An 18041-nucleotide genomic window follows, 5' to 3' on the forward strand; every position below is an offset into this window, starting at 1 on the left:
TGGGCCAATGCGCAAAAATTATCTTTGCGCGTTTTCCCGTCTGTCGGCTAAAGGATCGTCCCATATCTACCGGGAGGAAAGTCGATGGACACCCATTCTCGCAGTTTCGCCAAGGCGCTTTCCTGGCGCGTCACCGGCACCATCGACACAATGATCATCTCGCTCGTCGTGACCGGAAGCATCAAGCTCGCCGCGGCCATCGGCCTGACCGAGGTCGTCACCAAGTCGCTGCTCTATTATCTTCACGAACGGGCGTGGCTGAAAATTCCTTACGGGAGGAAGGCAGCCGCCTAGCTCTTGCCTCCGCGGCGGGCGCCAGACCGGCGATCAAGAAAAGCTAAAGCGGCGTCGCCAATTTCTGGATTGCCCGCCGCCCTCATCCGTGGTTTGAGGCCAGCTTGTCCGAGGATCTCCTTCGCGCCATGCTGCCCCTCATTGCCCTGTTCATAGCTGCCTTCGCCTTCGGCACCACCGAATTCGTCATCGCCGGCGTGCTGCCGCAGGTGGCGGATGGCCTTGGCGTCGCGATTCCGACCGCCGGCTATCTCGTTTCCGGCTATGCCGGCGGCATTGCAGTCGGCGGCCCGCTGCTGGCGCTCGCCACCAAAAGGTTCTCCCGCAAGGCCCTGCTGCTTGGACTGACTGCAGCCTTCACCATCGGCCAGGCCGCCTGCGCGCTGGCGCCCGACTTCGCCTCGATGCTGCTGTTGCGGATAGCGGTGGCCGTGGCGCATGGCGCCTATTTCGGCGTTGCCATGGTGGTGGCCGTCGGCCTCGTGCGCGAAGACCAGCGCGGCATGGCGGTGGCGCTGATCCTGTCCGGCCTCACCGTATCGAACGTCATCGGCGTTCCGGCCGGCACGGCAATCGGCAACATCTGGGGATGGCGTGCAACATTCTGGGTGATGTGCGCGCTCGGTGTGGTGGCCTTCGCGGCAATCGGCGCCCTGCTGCCGCGCAAGACGGGATCGTCGAGCCCGTCAGTGAGCCTTGGAAGCGAGGTCCGCGTGCTCGCACGTCAGCAGGTCTGGACCTCGCTCATTATCATGCTGATGCTGATGATCGGCCAGTTCGGCCTGTTCACCTATATCACGCCGACGCTGCTTGAGGTCACAGGCCTCGACGAGAAATGGATACCTTGGGTGCTCTTGCTGAACGGGGTCGGCGCAACGATCGGCGTCTTCGTCGGCGGGCGGCTCGCCGACTGGAAGCTGATGCCGTCGCTCATCGCCATGCTTTTCCTGCAGGCGGTGATGCTCGCCTTGATCTATGCCGTCAGTTCTTACCCACTGCCGATGGTGATAGCGATCTTCGTCTGGGGCGGCCTCAACTTCGCCATCGGCACGCCGATCCAGACCCGGATACTGACCTGGACCGCGGATGCCTCCAATCTTGCCTCGTCGCTCATTCCGTCGGGCTTCAATGTCGGCATCGCGCTCGCCGCATCGCTCGGCGCGGCCATGCTCAATGCCGGCTATGGCTATCGCAGCCTGCCGGTGGTTGGCGCGGTCGCCATGCTGGTCGCGGTCGCGGTTGCGCTTGCCTCGCATGTCTGGGAATGGCGAAGCCGGGCTGCGCCGCCGCTGCCGGCTGCCGCCGAATAGGGCTACAGATCGATCCGGTAGCGCAGGCTTTCCGCGCCGCCATAGGCGGCGTCCTCGAAGAAACGTCCGACGAGCCGGCCGCCATTGGCCAGAACGACCTTCTGCGAGGGCACATTGTGAGGCTTGCAGGTGATTTCGACGAAGGGCAGGCCAACAGCCCTCGCCTCCACCAGCATCAGCCGCAGGGCCTCGGTCGCATAGCCGCGTCCCCGTTTCCACGGCACCACCGCATAGCCGATGTGGCCGAGCACATGCGACGGCAGCGCCGCGGTGCCGTGTTGCCAGCGCAAACCGATTGGGCCTGCGACTTCCCCGTCCCAGATCCAGCGCCGGAATCCGGGCAGCCGCGGCACCGTCGAACCGTCGGGCAAGGTGATCGGCGGTCCCTTGCCATCGGAATCGTCGAGATCGCCAAGGAAAGTCGCTGGATCCTTTTCGATAGCCGCAAGCTGCTCGCGCGTCGCCTCGAGCAGCCGCACATTGTCCGGCGACCAGCCGCGCTCGAGAGCCGCCTTGTAGGACGGCAGGTGTTCAAGCGCCGGTTTGACGAGTTCGATCACGGGCGCGAGCTTTTGGCTGCCGGATTGCGGGCGCGACGGCAAGGGCCTTCGGCAGCTTACTGAAGCAGGCTCTTGACGATGCCGCTCGCCTTGGAGAAATCCATCTGACCGGCGTATCTCTCCTTGAGCGCCGCCATCACCTTGCCCATGTCCTTGACGCCGCTGGCGCCGGTCTCGGCAATCGCGGAACGGACGGCGCTTTCCGTCTCAACCTCGCCCAGTTGCGTCGGCAGGAAGTCGCGGATGATGGCCATCTCGTCGCGCTCCTGCGCCGCAAGCTCCGGCCGCTTGCCGTCATCGAACGCCTTGGCCGATTCCTCGCGCTGCTTCACCATCTTGGCCAGGATCTGCAGGATCTCGTCGTCGCTGGCCGGCTCCTTGCCGGCGCCGCGATTGGCGATGTCGCGGTCGTGAATGGCCGCCTGGATCAGCCGCAATGTCGGCAGCCGGCGCTTGTCCTGCGCCTTCATCGCGCTCTTCAGGGATTCGGCGATTTTGCCTCGCATAGTGCTTTCTCCTTCGAATGCGGCGGACAATAGCCGTGCCGAAAGCCCAACGCAAATGCGACACTACCGGCAAATCCCTGATATTGTTCGACGAAATAAATCCGGGCTCGCACTTCCTGGCATCATTGACCGCCTTGGCGCCTTCCCCTATGTACTGGGCCTTGCATGAACTGAATTCTAGTGCACGTCGCCCAAAAGTGCGTAGCTGTTTTGGGGCAACGACATGCACAAGTGAAAACTTAGCGCGCCGAGGCTGTGAGATCGCCGCTTCGCGCTTTTTGTTGCGCCGACTGAGGGCGCACCTTTAGGAGTGCCGCCGTGGCAACGATGACCGCCGCATCGCCCCCCCCTTGGGCCACCGACAAGCCGACTGCCCTGCTGGTGCTGGCCGACGGCACCGTCATCGAGGGCCGCGGTCTGGGCGCCGCCGGCTCCGCCGTCGCCGAGGTCTGCTTCAACACTGCGCTGACCGGCTATCAGGAGATCCTCACCGACCCATCCTATGCCGGCCAGATCGTCACTTTCACCTTTCCGCATATCGGCAATATCGGCACAAACGACGAAGATATCGAGGACCTCAACCCGCTGGCCCGCGCCGGCGCCGTCGGCGCCGTGTTCAAGGCCGACGTCACCAACCCGTCGAATTATCGCGCCGGAACCGGTCTCGACCAGTGGCTGAAGAAGCGCGGCATCGTCGCACTTTCAGGCATCGACACGCGGGCGCTGACCGCGTTGATCCGCGAAAAGGGCATGCCAAATGCCGTCATCGCGCACGCGCCCGACGGTATCTTCGACGTCGATGATCTCAAGCGCCGCGCCGCCGCATGGTCGGGGCTTATCGGGCTTGATCTGGCCAAGGAAGTCACCTCCGGTCAATCCTCGGTCTGGCGCGAGACGCCCTGGGTCTGGAACGAGGGCTTTGGCGAACAGGCTGATCCGTCGATGCACGTCGTTGCCATCGACTACGGGGTCAAGCGCAACATATTGCGCCTGCTGGCCGGCCTCGGCGCCAAGGTAACTGTGGTGCCGGCAAAAACCGGCGCCGAGGAGATCCTGGCGATGCGGCCCGACGGCATTTTTCTATCCAACGGCCCTGGCGATCCGGAAGCAACCGGCGACTACGCCGTGCCGGTCATTCAGGATCTTTTGAAGACCGATATCCCACTGTTCGGCATCTGCCTCGGCCACCAGATGCTGGCGCTGGCGCTGGGCGGCAAGACTGCAAAAATGCATCAGGGCCACCACGGCGCCAATCATCCGGTCAAGGACCACACCACCGGCAAGGTCGAGATCGTCTCGATGAACCATGGCTTTGCCGTCGACGCCGACTCGTTGCCGAGCGGCGTCGAGGAAACCCATGTCTCGCTGTTCGACGGTTCGAATTGCGGCATTGCGCTCACCGGCAGACCGGTCTTCTCGGTCCAGCATCATCCCGAAGCCTCGCCCGGGCCGCAGGATTCGCACTATCTGTTTCGCCGCTTCGTCAATCTGATCCGCGAAAAGCGCGGCGAGCCGGCACTGGCCGAGCGTGTTTAGCGCATTGCGTAAAAACGGATTTGACTGACGGCGCCGGCCGGGCTCCCGGCGCCGATCAAGCCCCGTCCGTCACCGCTTCCTGCGCGTGCATGCGTTTGACTTCCTTCGGCGTCGGCTTGGCCACCTTGGTGACGAAGACGACGAGCGCCAGCGTGAGGAAAATCGCGCCGAGCAGATACGGGGCACCGCCGAAAGCTACGGGCGCGTTCGGCCCCGTGAACCAGGAAAAGATCGCCGTATAAAGCAGCGGTGTGATGATCGAGGTGATCGAGAAGATCGAGGTCATTGCGCCCTGGAGTTCGCCCTGGGCGGAAGGTGGCACCTTGGCGGCCGCAAGGCTTCTGAGCGGCGGGTCGGCCAACGCCTCGAGACACCCGACGACGATCACTGCATAGATCATCCAGCCTTGTGACGCGAAGGCGTAGCCTAAGGCGCTGAGTGCGGTAAATGCCAGACCGATTACCGCCGTCTTCCACTCGCCAAGCTTAGGGATCACGCGCGGCAGGACAGTCGCCATGACGATCGCCCCGCACAGGCCGAAAGCGCCGAGCGAGAAGCCGATCTGTTGTTCGCTCCAGCCATAGCGATAACTGGAGACGAACGACCAGACCGCAGGATACATCATGTGCCCCAGCGTCATCAGAAAGAAGACAAGTCCGATCCAGCCGATACCTTCGTAGTTGCGCATCTGGACGAGCGTGCCGACCGGGTTGGCGCGTTTCCACTCGAAGCGGCGACGGTGCTTGTTATCAAGTGTTTCCGGCAACAGAAACAGCGCGATCAGAAAGTTTGCGAAGGCAAGCCCGGCAGCGAAATAGAACGGCACACGCGGCCCGAACGTGCCGAGCAACCCGCCCAGAACCGGCCCGATGACGAAGCCGACGCCGAAAGCAATGCCGAGCAGCCCGAAATTCTTCGCACGATTTTCGTCGGTCGAGATATCGGCGATGAATGCCGATGTCGTGGAATAACTGGCGCCGGAAATGCCGGCCAGCACGCGGCCGATGAACAGCATCGGATAGGACCAGGCGATAGCGCAGATCAGATTGTCGATAGCGAACGTCAGCACCGAGGCGAGCAGGATAGGCCGCCGTCCGAACCGGTCGCTCAACCCACCCATCACTGGTGCGAAAACGAACTGCATCGCCGCATAGACGAAGAACAGCCAGCCGCCCTCGATAGCCGCCTCGCTGATGCCGACGCCGGTCAATTCCCTGAGATAGGCCGGCAGCACCGGCATAATGATGCCGAAGCCGATGACGTCGAGCAGCAGGGTGGTAAAAACAAGCGCAAGGCCCCGCCTGGCGGTTTTGGGGTCTATCATGATGGTATCTCCTCGGGCCGCCCGAGCGAACGGGGACACACCTTATAGGCGAGCACATCGCCGGGAACAATGAGGGAACGGGCAGAGTGTTTTCATCCTGACATCCCCTGACTGCGATGCAGTCTCTCAGATAATTACGAGAAAACTGTCGGCTCAGATCGGGTTGTTGAACGTGTCGCAGTCCGAAAGCTTGCCGTTCTGGAAACCTCGCGCCAGCCAGGTCTGCCGCTGCTGCGACGTGCCGTGGTTGAAGCTTTCCGGCACGACGTAGCCCTGCATCTTCTTCTGCAGCGTGTCGTCGCCGATCTGTTTGGCGGCGTTCAGTGCCTCCGCCATGTCGCCCTGTTCCAAGATGCCCTTCTGACCGGTGAAATGTGCCCAGATGCCGGCAAAGCAGTCGGCCTGCAACTCGACCTGCACCGACATGTGGTTGGCGTCGGCTTCGCTCATATTCTGCCGCATCTGGTTGAATTTGGGCAGGATGCCGACGAGGTTCTGCACGTGGTGGCCGACCTCATGCGCGATCACATAGGCCTGTGCGAAATCGCCGGAGGCACCGAACTGCTGATCGAGCTGCTGGAAGAAGGTGGTGTCGAGATAGACCTTGCGATCATTGGGACAGTAGAATGGTCCGGCCGCCGATGAGGCAGAACCGCAAGCAGAGCCGATCCGGCCGCTGAACAGGACCAGCTTTGGATCCTGATAGGTCAGGCCCTCGGACTGGAAAATACCGGTCCAGGTATCCTCGGTCTCGGCCAGCACGGTCGACACGAACTGCTTCATTTCGTCGGACGCGGGCGCACCGGTGCCGCCGCCCTGGCCGCCGCTATTGTCGGTGATCTGGCCGCCGCCACCGGGCTGCAAGCCGCTGTCATCGAGGATCTGGCTCGGGTCGAAGCCGAAATACCACCCTGCCAGGAAAATCAACCCTACGATAATGATGCCCGACATGCCGCCGCCGCCGGCGCGACCGCCGATCGGGATGCGAAACTGCCCCGGCCCACCGCCAAACCCGCCGCTCTGGCCGCGCTCGTCCTCGACATTGTCACTCTGACGACGGCCCTTCCAGAGCATGGCAACCCCCATGACGCAATTTCTTCCGGCCGATCGGGCCGTGTCCCGGTTCGATCGGACACGACCACAATTATCTCAACGGTTACGCCGAGTCACAGTATTTTTCGTGCGAACAAGCAATGCTTGCTGACGCTTGTTTGCTCTGGCCGAAACATCGCAAGGTCTGTGGCGTTCGCCCTGCTCGTGGGAAGCGAGTCGCGCCACGTGCTTTTCAGCGGGCGGCGATTATTGCCTTGCGAAAGGCTTCGAGCGTCTCGGCGCTGACATGATGCTCGATGCCTTCGGCGTCGATGCGCGCCGTCTCGGCACTGACGCCGAGCGAGCGCAGGAAGGCCTCGACCGTCTGGTGGCGAATGCGGCTCTCTTCCGCAACCTTGCGGCCGGCCTCGGTCAGGAACACGCCGCGATAAGGCTTCCGGGAGACCAGCCCGTCGGCGCACAGCCGCGTCAGCATTTTCGCCACCGTCGGCTGAGCGACGCCGAGCCGTGCCGCGATATCGACCTGGCGCGCCTCGTTGCCATCCTCGATCAGGTCGGCGATGAGCTCGACATAATCCTCGACCAGCGCGCTGCGGCGCGCTTCACGCGTCTGCCTGAAGCCTTCCGAGTGGATTTCTGCATCAGGCAGCGGCTTTTCGCGAGGAACCGGTCTTTTCTTCAGCGCCAATACGCGCTCCTCCCGGCAGTTTGAATCGACATTGCAGTCATAACACGGAACCCTATTTGTTCTGGCCGTTTATTTCCATTCGGTGGCCGGCGCAACCGGCGGTCACTGCGGTCCGGCCGCACGGCCAAGCGGCTACACGAAAAAGCTCCGACAATGAAATATAGCATATTGCATAATGTTCAGCCGTGGCATAGATAAGGAGAGAACATCGATCGTTCCAGTGGAAAGCCATTTCATGTCGGAAGCCGAAGCCACCTCAGCCCCCCGGTCCATGTGGCGATTTGCCCGCCCGGAGGACGACGAGCAGCTCAGCCTGCGCGAAGTCAACGCAACGATCGCGGTGCCGCACTCGGGGATCTGGCTTCGCCGGCTGTTCGCCTTCATGGGGCCGGGCTACATGGTTTCGGTCGGCTATATGGATCCGGGCAATTGGGCGACCGACCTCGCCGGCGGAGCCCAGTTCGGCTACACGCTGCTTTTCATCATCATGTTGTCGAACCTGATGGCGATCCTGCTGCAGGCGCTCGCCGCCCGGCTCGGCATCGCCACCGGCCGCGACCTTGCGCAGGCGTGCCGCGCCTATTATCCGCGACCGGTCAATTTCATGCTCTGGGTCGCTTGCGAATTGGCCATCATCGCCTGCGACCTGGCCGAGGTCATTGGCACGGCAATCGCCTTGCAACTGCTGTTCGGCATTCCGCTGATCGGCGGCGCCATTATCACCGCGCTCGATGCCTTCCTGCTGCTGCTGCTGATGAACAAGGGCTTCCGTTTCCTCGAGGCCTTCATCATAGCACTTTTGATTGTCATCTTCGGCTGCTTCGCCATTCAGATCTTTGCCGCCGCGCCGCCGGTCGGCTCCATCCTGCACGCCATGTTCGTGCCGTCGTCCGAGATCGTCACCAATCCAGCGATGCTTTACATCGCCATCGGCATCATCGGCGCCACGGTGATGCCGCACAATCTCTATCTGCACTCCTCGATCGTGCAGACCCGCGCCTACGAGCGCACCGATCGCGGCAAGCGCGACGCCATCAAATGGGCGACGACCGACTCGACCATCGCGCTGATACTGGCGTTGTTCGTCAATGCTTCCATCCTGATCGTGTCGGCGGTGGCGTTCCACGGCACCGGTCATCATGACGTTGCCGAGATCGGCCAGGCCTTCGAGCTTCTGTCGCCGCTCCTCGGCCTCGGCATCGCTTCGATCCTGTTTGCCGTGGCCCTGCTTGCCTCCGGCCTGAACTCGACGGTCACCGCGACACTGGCCGGCCAGATCGTGATGGAAGGCTTCTTGCGGCTGCGCATCCCGCAATGGGCGCGCCGCCTGCTGACGCGCGGCATCGCCATTATCCCGGTGGTGGTCGTCACCGCCCTCTATGGCGAGAAGGGCACCGGCCAGTTGCTGGTCTTCAGCCAGGTGATCCTGTCGATGCAGCTTCCCTTCGCGGTCGTCCCGCTGGTGCAGTTCGTCTCGGACAAGCGCAAAATGGGCAATTTCGCCATTTCCCGCGCCGTTGCCGTGCTGGCCTGGGTGGTTGCCGCCCTCATCCTGGTGCTCAACTTCAAGCTGCTCTACGACACGGTCGTCGGTTTAGGCTGAGCGTCTGCTCCAAACTGACCCAACAACGTCGGCAATCATCCGTCCTTCCAGCCCTGGAAATTTGCCGGCCGCTGTCGGACAAATGTCTGTCTGCCCGTCCTTGGCTCGAAGTCCGGCCATGACGGCACGGATCAGCGAAAGGGAGCTCCAATGAGGAAGATCATCGCCGCAACATTCGTCAGCCTCGACGGCGTCATGCAGGCGCCCGGCGGCCCGCAAGAGGACCCTGTCGGCGGCTTCAAATTTGGCGGCTGGACATTCCACTACTGGGACGACTTGATGGGTGCCGCCATGGGCGAGACGTTTTCAAAACCGTTCGCGCTGCTTCTCGGCCGCAAGACCTACGACATCTTCGCCGCCCATTGGCCCTACCAGAAGAATGACCCGATCGCCGACAGCTTCAACGCCGTCACCAAATATGTGGCTACGCACAGGCCAGATACGCTGTCCTGGCAAAACAGCCAGCCGCTCGGCAGCGATGTCGTGGCGACGTTGCGCCGGATGAAGCAGGAGGACGGCCCCGACCTGCTCATTCAGGGATCGAGCGAGCTGATCCAGACCTTGCTCGCCAATGACCTGATCGACGAGATCAGCCTGCTGATTTTCCCGCTGGTGCTGGGCAAGGGCAAAAAACTGTTCGGCAGCGGCGCGATGCCTGCCGCCTTCAAGCTGACCCGTTCGCAGGCATCGACCACCGGCGTCCTCATGGCGAGCTATGAGCGCTCCGGCGAGATCAAGACCGGGTCCTTTGCCCCGGAACAGCCTTCCGAAGCCGAGATCGAGCGGCGCAAGAACTGGAAGTAGATGCCGCAGGGCGATCAAGGACGGCTGAACACTGGCCGTCCTTTTTGCTGTTTTAAGCCGCCTCTCGTCGCCGTGCCAATCCATCGCGGAGGTGGCCCGCGAATGCCAGTACGGCAGGCGCAACGCTGTGCTTCGGCAAATGCAGATTGATTGCAAAATTCGGCAATGACGGCAAATCCGGATCGTTGGCCAAAATATCGAGGTCCGCAGGTACGGTCGACGCCAACCAGGTGGTGACGGCCAAGTCCGAACGCACTGTCGCCGTCGTCGCGTCGATGCTGCCGTTTTCGAATACGGTGCGCCATGCCAGCCCGTGCTCGTTAAGCGCCTCCAGTACAACCGGACGGAACGCGCAGGTCTCGGCGACCATCGAAACCGGCAAGGGGCGTTTGCTGCGGGCGCCGCCGCCTTTGGCGCCGACCCAGACCAGCCGGTCGACAACAAGGCATTCGCCGGCCGACCGACCGACCGGCTCCTCGATCACCGCGAGCTCTATCGTGCCGGCCGCCAAGGCCGCAGCCAGCTCCGGCGACGAGGCGCAGACAAGCGAGATCTCGACCTGCGGATACGCCTCGGCATAGGCCTTGAGCACCGGTGCAAGCAAGGTGCCGACAAGGTCGTACGGCACGCCAAGCCGCACCTGACCGGCAACTGCATCGCCCGCCATCTCCGCCAGGATCTCGTCATTGAGCGAAAGCAGGCGCTTGCCCTTGCCGAACAGCCGCTCGCCGGAGCGGGTCAGCCGCAATCCGCTCCGATCGCGGTCGAACAGCCTACAGCCGAGAACCTCTTCCAAAGGCTTGACCTGCTGGCTGACGGCACCTTGCGTCAAATGCAGCGCGTTGGCCGCCGCCGTCATGCTGGCCCTGTCGGCAACGGTGACAAAGGTTCGGATCAGGGCAGCGTCGAGGTTGCGGAACATCAAGCCATTATATTTGCTAATGCATGTCATAGCAAACATTGCATTTACTGATGAGCCAAACAGCCTACCGTGCAGGCTTCAAAGGAAGCAGCATGTTTGAAACCGTCCTTCCCCTCGTCCTGTTCGCGCTGGTCTCTACCTCAACGCCCGGCATGGCCACGACGTTGTCGACGGCGTCCGGCGCGCAGTTCGGCTTTCGCCGCTCTATCCCGCTGATGGCCGGGAGTGCGGCCGGCCTGGCCACAGTGGCTGCGGCAGGTGCCGCCGGGCTCGCTGGTCTGCTGGCCGCCGCTCCTTCGCTGCAGCTGGCAATGAAAATGGCCGGTACCCTCTATCTGGTATGGCTTGCCCTCAAGATCGGCCGCAGTGGTCCGCCCAATCTGGACGTGGCCATGGCAAAGCCGAACAGCTTTTTGGGCGGCGCCGGCCTGCAATGGGTGAACCCAAAGGGCTGGGCTATGGGGCTGGGAGCGGCGGCATCTTTTGCCGCGCTCGCCAAAGGGCCGCTGCAGCTCGCCTTGCTGCTCGGCGCCGTCTTCGGCCTTGCAGCGGCTCTATCCTTGGCAGCATGGTGCGTGGCGGGCACGCTGCTCGCCCGGTTGCTGCGAACCGAGCGGCAGTGGCGCATGCTCAACGCCGTGCTTGGCCTGCTGCTGGCCGCCTCGATCATTCCGATGTGGCGGACAGCGTAAGGTTAGTCTTTAGCTATGTCAGGCAGTGTAACGCGCCGCCGGCTTGCCGGCCAGAAGACTGCCGAAAAAACCTTGCCGAACGCCAAGAAAGGCATCCACCCCGGCAACGTCGGCAAGACCCGGTGCCGTGAACGCTTCACCCTTTGCCAGGCCAACCAGCGCTGCATCGACCAGATCGTCGGCCGTCATCACGATCTCTTGCGGCACATTGGCAATATCGCTTCCCGCAACTTCCCAGAATTCTGTCCGCGTGGCCCCCGGCAAGACCACCTGCACGGCGACCTTCGTGCCCGCGACTTCCCGCTGCAAGGCCTCGGTGAAGTTGACGACGTAGGCTTTGGTGCCGCTGTAGATGCCGCCGAACGAGGTATCGAAGGCAAGGACCGAGGCGATGTTGACGATGGCGCCGCGGTTGCGCGACAGCAGCCCCGGCAGCACCGCGCGCGTCAGCCGAGTCAGCGCCACGACATTGACCTTGATCATGCGCTCGGCGACATCGGCTTCAGCCGTTGCCACCACCTGCGCGCCGCCAAGGCCGGCATTGTTGACCAGCAGCGTCACGCTGTCGTCGGTTGATATCGCCTGCTCGACCCGTCGCAGATCGCCGTCGTCGGCCAAGTCGGCGCCGATGACGCTGACCTTTATGCCATAAGCATAGCGGAGCCTCTCGGCCAATTCCTCCAACCGATCGGCGCGCCGCGCCACCAGCACCAGATCATAACCTTGGCCGGCGAGCCGGTCGGCATAGATCGCACCGATGCCGGACGAGGCGCCGGTGACGACCGCAGTACCTTTGTCCTGATTGCTCATTGTCTTGTTCCTTCTGGTTCGATTCCAAATGCCGGTGCCGCAGGGCAACATCCCTGCTTCGACTGGCACACGAATTATTGGCATATGCCACTATTGGAACGTAGGCATATGCCACCATCTTGTCAATCCGGGGAGCAAGGACTATTTCTGGTTTGCATCGAGGGCCCTTCCGGTCCCTCATTGGAAATCCGCCAATGTCCCAAACCACCCTGCCCGGCCTGGCGCTTTGCAACAACGCCATGCTGCGCCGCGCGACGCGGAAACTGGGCCAGTTCTATGACGATGTGCTGGCCCCATCGGGTCTGAAGGCCACGCAGCAGGGCCTGCTCTACCAGATCCACATCGGCAACGAACCGACGATGGGTGCCATTGCCGCGGCTCTCGTCATGGACCTGTCGGCCCTCGGTCATACGCTGAAGCCGCTGATCAGGGATGGTTACATCGAGACCTTCGCCGACCCTGCCGACCGCCGCATCAGGCGCGTCAGGCTGACATCGCAGGGCCGGATCAAGCTCGAAGAAGCTCTGAAGCTGTGGCAAGTCGCTCAGCAGCGCTTCGAGGAGATGTTTGGAAAAGAACAGGCGGCAAGCCTGCGAGCGGCGCTGGACGAAATCGCCGCGCTTGATTTCGACGTACCGCCGGCCGCGAGTTGAATTATCGGCGGCCGGCAGCCAAGCTCCGCTAACAGCCCTATTCGGCCGGCATCGCCACCGGCCGCGCCGCCAGGTGGCCCGCCAGCACTACGCCCAGACCGATGATCGGGAATGCCGCCGCGACCACGCCGAGGTCGGCCGGTGCGCCATAGCGCAGCACCGCGGCGCCGACCACGGCACCCAGTGCGACGCCGAGATAAAGTGCCGAAGCGTTCAGCGACAGCACGATGGGCGCGGCATCGGGCGCCAGCTTGATGATGCGGCTCGCCTGCGCCGGCGGGAATGCCCAGCCGACGATGCCCCACGGCACCATCATGGCCATCAATGCCGGCCCGGCGATCTCGCGCGGCAGGAACATCGGGATCAGCGAAAACGTGACCAGCATGGCGGCACTCAGCGCCAACGACCAGCAGACGGTGCGTGTCGCGCCGAAACGGTCGGCGGCCTGACCGCCGCCGATATTGCCGATGACCGCGCCAACGCCGAAAGCGAGCAGCATTCCGGGAAGCGCGATCGGGTTCAGTCCGCCGCCTTCGATCGCGAGCGGCGCGACAAAGGCAAAGACGGTGAAGGCGCCGATCAGGGCCAGGATGGTCGTCACCAGGATAGGCATGACGCCGGGGCGAAGTGCCGCTGCCAGCCGCATGCGGAGCGGCAGCCTTGTGCCGACGATGCCGCGCGGCAGCCGGTACCACAGGATCGCGCCGGCGAGCGCACCAAGGCCGGCAATGGCAAAGAAGGTGCCGCGCCAGCCGGCAACCGTCGCAACGAGCGCGCCGAGCGGTGCTCCGACCGCGACCGCAACCGTAGTGCCGCCGACGACCACGGCAATGGCCCGGGCGCGGTGATGATCGTCGACAAGCGCAACGGCCGTTCCCTGTGCGGTCGCCGCAAACAGGCCTGACGACAGCGCCATGACGATGCGCGCGATCAACAGCAATTCGAAGGAGGAGCTTAGCGCCGCGGCGACGTTGCCCAACACGAAGAACACCAGCGTCCACAGGATGACGCGGCGACGGTCCCATTCGCCGGTCAGCGTTGCCAGGATCGGCGTGCCGATCGCATAGGCGAGCGCAAACGCGGTGATCAGCGTGCCGGCGAGCGGGACGGAGATGGCGGCATCCTTTGCAATATCGGGCAAAAGGCTGGAGATGACGAAACCTTCGGTCGAAATCGTGAACGATCCGAGCGCAAGCCAGATGAGACGCTTATCCATGGCAATTTCCTTAGTTCAAAGGTTATTGAACAATTGGACATAACAGGGCATGATGTCAATAAAGCCGCTGCAAAATAGCCGAACCATCCTGACAGCCCGGTGTCAGGACGGGGCGACGGGACGAAACTATGTGTCCATTGGCCACGTTGAAATCGGCTCCAAATGTGCTTAATTCCTGGGCATGACCTTGCCCCATCCCACCGCCGACCAGATCAGCCTGCCGAACGTGCTTGCTGTGCTCGGCGACCCGACGCGACTGGCCATCGTGCGCTATCTCGCCAGCAAAGAGGGCGTGCCGCTGAATTGCAGCCGGTTCCTCGACTTCGCCTCGAAAACCAATCTGAGTTACCATTTGGCCAAGCTGCGTGAGGCCGGCGTCACCCGCACCGAGGCGGTTGGCACCAGCCGATTGATCACGCTGCGCCGTGACGATCTCGACCGCCGCTTCCCGGGCTTGCTCGACAGCGTTATTGCCGCGGCCGGCGACGACGCATCGTTGCCGGCGGTCGGCGGCCACGAGATCGAAGTCCGCGCCTGACCGGCGCGAAGCTGGGTTCCGCTCTCGCCCGCTTCGCGAGACGAGCAAAGTAGCTTCACCTGCCCTCCAGCCATTCCAATTAACGGAGCCTGCCATGCGCATTGCCGTCCTCGCCGACATCCACGGCAATGTCCTGGCGCTCGACGCCGTGCTCGACGATCTGCGGCAGCGTGGCGGCGCCGACCTCATCGTCAATCTCGGCGATTGCGTTTCCGGCCCGCTGTGGCCGCGCGAGACCATGGAGCGGCTCGAGGCGCTCGACCTGCCGACGGTACGCGGCAATCACGACCGCCGCGTTGCCCGCGACACTGCCGACGAGACCATGTGGCCGTCCGACCACTACGCGCAGGAACGGCTGACCGCAGGCCAGCGCGAGGCGCTGTTCGCGCTGCCCGTCACGCTGGAGGTGGCGCCCGGCGTGATCGCCTTCCATGCCCGGCCCGACCACGACGAAAAATACCTGACTGACGCGATCGTCGAGGGCCGGCTGGTGCGCGCGCCGCTGGCCGCCATCGAGCGGCGCCTCGGCGCGGTCGATCCCGCCTGCCGCATCATGCTTTGCGGCCACAGCCACCGCAGCGAGCTGATCCGCATTCCCGGCGGTCCGGTCATTTTCAATCCGGGCAGCATCGGCTGCCCGGCCTATGACGATTCGACCCCACCGGCGCATGTCTCCGAGCAAGGCTCGCCACACGCCCGCTATGGTATCGTCGACTTGCACCGCGATCGCTTCGAATCCATCGCCGTCGACTATGACCATGAGGCGGCGGCGCGTCAGGCCGAGCAGGCGGGGCGGCCCGAATGGGCTCACGCGCTGCGCACCGGCTTCATGCCGGACTGAGCTTGGTCATGCCGGGCTGAACCGATGACCGCCTTCGAGCGGCAGAAGCCGCAATCTTCAGTTGTCGGACGCGGATCGCTTCGATCGGTTGGCAGGACGTCGGGCGCCGGCCGCCGAAGTCTTGGGCGTCGAAGTCTTGGTCTCCGAAGCCTTGGGCGGTGAAGCCTTTGGCCGTGACGTACTGGGCGTTAGATGCCTTGGGTTGAAAGTCTGTGCTGGAGCCGATTCGGAACCGGCCCGAATGTCGGCGTCGCGCACCTGCTGGCCAAAGTTCAGACCGGTCAGCTGTTCGATCTCGGCCACCGTCGAAAGAAATTCCGATACCCTGGCAATTTCAAGCGGGTCGTCGAATGCTTCGGCACGCTCGCCGAACGCTTCGGGCATCACTTCCAAAACCGGCTTCTGGTCGGCCAGCAGCGCGATGGCGCGCAGGCCAGCTTGATCGGACCACAGCGCGATCTTCCAGAACTTCAGCGGAACATGGCTGTCGAAGCGGTAGGGAGGATCGTCCTCGCGGAACACTGGCCCGGCAAACACCGAGACCCGGCCTCGCGTCGTATAGGCGTTGCGCAGCACATAGGTTTCCACCGCGCGCCATCTCAGCTTCCCCTTGGAGCCGGGATGGTCAAGCGAGCTTCCCTGATTGAAGAAGCCGACTTGCGGCGCAGCATTGGTATAAAAGAACGTGTCGCGTTCTGCCGCGACCGCCTCCTGATCGACGCCCCATGCGGGGTCGCCGCGAAGCGTAATATGGCCCTTCTGGAACATTCGAGCTATTCGTTCCTTGGATTTTGCGACGGGAAATCCGGGCACATTCTGGCTCGAATAGAATTCCTGGGTCATCTGCTCGCCAAGGTCGATGCGGCGATCGGGCCGGAAAGCATCGCTGGCTTCCGAACCGGAAATCGACTCCACCCCCAATTCGACAAGCGACGGGTTGTCGATGACCGTCTTGTCCTCACGATCGACCGCCTTGGTGTGGGATCCATCGATATTGCAGGCGGTGGCGAAGGCAAGCCTGCGATCGGCGTTCATCAAGATCGAAAAATGATGGTAGCGCAATTCGTGTGGGTCCTCGCCCGGTTTGGCAAGAAGGTTTTTGGCCAACCGGTAGGGTGAATTGGCAACCGTCGGCATTGGCAGGACAAAGCCCGGTATGAAGCCGGGCTCATACCCTCCACGATCGTCGAAATCCTCTGTTTTCCAACCCGCGGCCTCGGCGATGGCCACGACCTTGGCGGGTTCGCTTGCTGGACCGTCGTTTCGTCTCGCATCGCCTCCGTCGCCGTCGATCAACGGCGCCCGGACATTTATCTCGACGGGAAAAGTCCACGTGACCGAGCCATCGGCATTATGTCTCGTCGCCGGCGCGCCGCGATCCGGTTCAGGCCGCTGCTCCGGCTTGTCCGGCACGTCTCCGCGACTGTCGGCGTTCAGCCGAACTGTCTCATCCATCATGCGCGGCGTGCCGGACCAAATCGCCAGAGCTTCCGAAACCGCCGATGCCGATGAGCCCGGCAGCCTGGACTTTCTAGCGCCCAGATCGTCAACGATGGCGCTGATCCGTATGCCTTCGTTGATCTCGCGCGCAAGCGCGTAGCCAGCTATGCCCGTCACCTCGTGGAACGGGCCGGCCCAATGGTGCAGGGCAATGGGCTCCCATTCGTTGTTGAAGACCGGTGAACCGGACGAACCCTGTTCGGTATCGGCAACATAGTGCAGCACTTGAACCGTTTCGTCGCGGGCCACCAGCCGGTTTTCACGCAGCACCAGTTCCTTGAAGCGGCCATCGGGATGCTGGACGATGTTGGCGATTTCGCCGAGCATATGCTTGTCGCGCGCGTCCGACAGCGAAATAAAACCGAACTCCCCCAGTTCCTTTGGGCCGGAACGCCGCTCGCCGACCCCGATCAGCGTGTAGTCCAGACCTTCTATGCTATCGGTCACGAAACAGGATTCAGGATCGAACAGGAACGTCGTCGGCGTGCGCACGGCATTTGCACCGTCCTGCTCATAATCGAACTGGACCTGGAAGCGCCGGGAATCCGCCGGCGACGAAATCACATGGTTGTTTGTGAGGAACAGCCTTGGCCCGACCAGAAAACCCGATCCTTGCGGATTGCCGTTGAGAAAGGCAACGCGGCCGACCGCATCGGCAGCACGGCGCCCACGCTCCAGAAATGCGACCCCGATGAAATCGAGCGTTGGGCCGAGAATTGCCTCCGGTCCTGGCTGTTTGGCGGCCGCCTTTCTCTCCCCGGCAGATCTCATGTCGATTGCTGCCGATATCATCTCCGCTTCGGTGCGGCTGAGCGACGCCTTTACCTGCAACCTGTCGAGGCGCCTGGAGAGGGTCTGTTCGGCGGCCAGCGGATTGCCGTTGGCGATGTGACCAAGTGAAGCCTCAATTTCGGTGCGGGTTTTCTTGATACGCTGGCGAACTATGTTTTCCACTTGCGCGAATATTTCAAGGTCGACCATATTGCCCTCCTCAACCTTACTTGAGAGAGTGCATATTTACATGAAATGTGCAATATTTTGCCGGCTGTTAGTTCACGGAAGTGGCCTGGTCGCGATTCAACACGCGGCGCCTTTTCGGGCTTACACAGCGCCGCCTCGTCGCCTATAAAAACCGGCTGGCGTGCGGCGGCGCTTTCGTGCCTGGCCGCGCCTTCGGCAATTGAACCTACC

General features: G+C 62.8%; 18 protein-coding genes. 9 read left to right on the forward strand and 9 right to left on the reverse strand.

Annotated features, from left to right (window positions below):
* Positions 1-84: 84 nt before the first annotated feature.
* Both NKJ17_RS07600 and NKJ17_RS07605 read left to right on the forward strand, forming a co-directional pair.
* Entirely contained in the window at positions 85-294 is a 210-nt protein-coding gene (locus tag NKJ17_RS07600) for a DUF2061 domain-containing protein (RefSeq protein WP_023678301.1), read from the forward strand.
* A 128-nt stretch (positions 295-422) separates the two neighbouring features.
* Positions 423-1604 carry an MFS transporter gene (locus NKJ17_RS07605; protein WP_254820371.1) on the forward strand — a complete coding sequence of 394 codons (1182 nt, stop codon included), beginning with the start codon at positions 423-425 and terminating at the stop codon, positions 1602-1604.
* A gap of 2 nt (positions 1605-1606) precedes the next feature.
* On the opposite strand, the gene NKJ17_RS07610 is transcribed toward NKJ17_RS07605, so the two are convergent.
* Positions 1607-2164, reverse strand: coding sequence for a GNAT family N-acetyltransferase (locus NKJ17_RS07610; RefSeq protein WP_352506761.1), 558 nt, complete (start codon positions 2162-2164; stop codon positions 1607-1609).
* A gap of 56 nt (positions 2165-2220) precedes the next feature.
* Complete coding sequence (locus NKJ17_RS07615) at positions 2221-2670, reverse strand: GatB/YqeY domain-containing protein (RefSeq protein WP_352506760.1); 450 nt, start codon at positions 2668-2670, stop codon at positions 2221-2223.
* A 327-nt stretch (positions 2671-2997) separates the two neighbouring features.
* On the opposite strand from NKJ17_RS07615, the gene carA reads away from it, so the two are divergent.
* Positions 2998-4206: a glutamine-hydrolyzing carbamoyl-phosphate synthase small subunit gene (carA, locus tag NKJ17_RS07620; protein ID WP_352506809.1), complete on the forward strand. Its 1209-nt coding sequence runs from the start codon at positions 2998-3000 to the stop codon at positions 4204-4206.
* A 55-nt stretch (positions 4207-4261) separates the two neighbouring features.
* On the opposite strand, the gene NKJ17_RS07625 is transcribed toward carA, so the two are convergent.
* The 3 genes from NKJ17_RS07625 to mntR form a co-directional block, all read right to left on the reverse strand.
* On the reverse strand, positions 4262-5530 hold the full coding sequence (locus tag NKJ17_RS07625; protein WP_352506759.1) for a TCR/Tet family MFS transporter: 1269 nt from the start codon (positions 5528-5530) through the stop codon (positions 4262-4264).
* A gap of 153 nt (positions 5531-5683) precedes the next feature.
* Entirely contained in the window at positions 5684-6604 is a 921-nt protein-coding gene (ypfJ, locus tag NKJ17_RS07630; RefSeq protein ID WP_352478094.1) for a KPN_02809 family neutral zinc metallopeptidase, read from the reverse strand.
* Between the two features lie 211 nt (positions 6605-6815).
* Complete coding sequence (gene mntR, locus NKJ17_RS07635; RefSeq protein ID WP_254820344.1) at positions 6816-7271, reverse strand: manganese-binding transcriptional regulator MntR; 456 nt, start codon at positions 7269-7271, stop codon at positions 6816-6818.
* Positions 7272-7506: 235 nt separating this feature from the next.
* Between mntR and NKJ17_RS07640 the strand changes: the two genes are divergently transcribed.
* Complete coding sequence (locus NKJ17_RS07640) at positions 7507-8874, forward strand: Nramp family divalent metal transporter (protein WP_352477808.1); 1368 nt, start codon at positions 7507-7509, stop codon at positions 8872-8874.
* 150 nt (positions 8875-9024) lie between these two features.
* Entirely contained in the window at positions 9025-9678 is a 654-nt protein-coding gene (locus NKJ17_RS07645; protein WP_352506758.1) for a dihydrofolate reductase family protein, read from the forward strand.
* Positions 9679-9730: 52 nt separating this feature from the next.
* Here the strand turns inward: NKJ17_RS07645 and NKJ17_RS07650 are convergent, their stop codons facing one another.
* A complete protein-coding gene (locus tag NKJ17_RS07650; RefSeq protein ID WP_352687777.1) occupies positions 9731-10600 on the reverse strand; it encodes a LysR family transcriptional regulator in 870 nt (289 codons plus the stop codon).
* Positions 10601-10692: 92 nt separating this feature from the next.
* On the opposite strand from NKJ17_RS07650, the gene NKJ17_RS07655 reads away from it, so the two are divergent.
* Positions 10693-11292, forward strand: a complete 600-nt coding sequence (locus NKJ17_RS07655; RefSeq protein ID WP_352506756.1) for a LysE family translocator — start codon at positions 10693-10695, stop codon at positions 11290-11292.
* A gap of 18 nt (positions 11293-11310) precedes the next feature.
* On the opposite strand, the gene NKJ17_RS07660 is transcribed toward NKJ17_RS07655, so the two are convergent.
* Positions 11311-12102, reverse strand: coding sequence for an SDR family NAD(P)-dependent oxidoreductase (locus NKJ17_RS07660; protein WP_254820341.1), 792 nt, complete (start codon positions 12100-12102; stop codon positions 11311-11313).
* 194 nt (positions 12103-12296) lie between these two features.
* Here NKJ17_RS07660 and NKJ17_RS07665 point away from each other — a divergent pair, with 194 nt between their 5' ends.
* Positions 12297-12755, forward strand: a complete 459-nt coding sequence (locus NKJ17_RS07665; protein ID WP_352506755.1) for a MarR family winged helix-turn-helix transcriptional regulator — start codon at positions 12297-12299, stop codon at positions 12753-12755.
* Between the two features lie 37 nt (positions 12756-12792).
* On the opposite strand, the gene NKJ17_RS07670 is transcribed toward NKJ17_RS07665, so the two are convergent.
* Positions 12793-13971, reverse strand: coding sequence for an MFS transporter (locus NKJ17_RS07670; protein WP_254820339.1), 1179 nt, complete (start codon positions 13969-13971; stop codon positions 12793-12795).
* A gap of 181 nt (positions 13972-14152) precedes the next feature.
* On the opposite strand from NKJ17_RS07670, the gene NKJ17_RS07675 reads away from it, so the two are divergent.
* Positions 14153-14509: an ArsR/SmtB family transcription factor gene (locus tag NKJ17_RS07675; protein WP_352506754.1), complete on the forward strand. Its 357-nt coding sequence runs from the start codon at positions 14153-14155 to the stop codon at positions 14507-14509.
* A gap of 94 nt (positions 14510-14603) precedes the next feature.
* The gene (locus NKJ17_RS07680; RefSeq protein WP_352506753.1) at positions 14604-15350 is read left to right on the forward strand and encodes a metallophosphoesterase family protein; all 747 of its coding nucleotides are present in this window, start codon (positions 14604-14606) and stop codon (positions 15348-15350) included.
* A gap of 57 nt (positions 15351-15407) precedes the next feature.
* Here the strand turns inward: NKJ17_RS07680 and NKJ17_RS07685 are convergent, their stop codons facing one another.
* Positions 15408-17831, reverse strand: coding sequence for a DNA/RNA non-specific endonuclease (locus NKJ17_RS07685; protein ID WP_352687778.1), 2424 nt, complete (start codon positions 17829-17831; stop codon positions 15408-15410).
* Between the last annotated feature and the right edge of the window lie 210 nt (positions 17832-18041).

The sequence above is a fragment of the Mesorhizobium sp. M0208 genome, from assembly GCF_040322015.1.
In the GTDB taxonomy this organism is placed as follows: domain Bacteria; phylum Pseudomonadota; class Alphaproteobacteria; order Rhizobiales; family Rhizobiaceae; genus Mesorhizobium.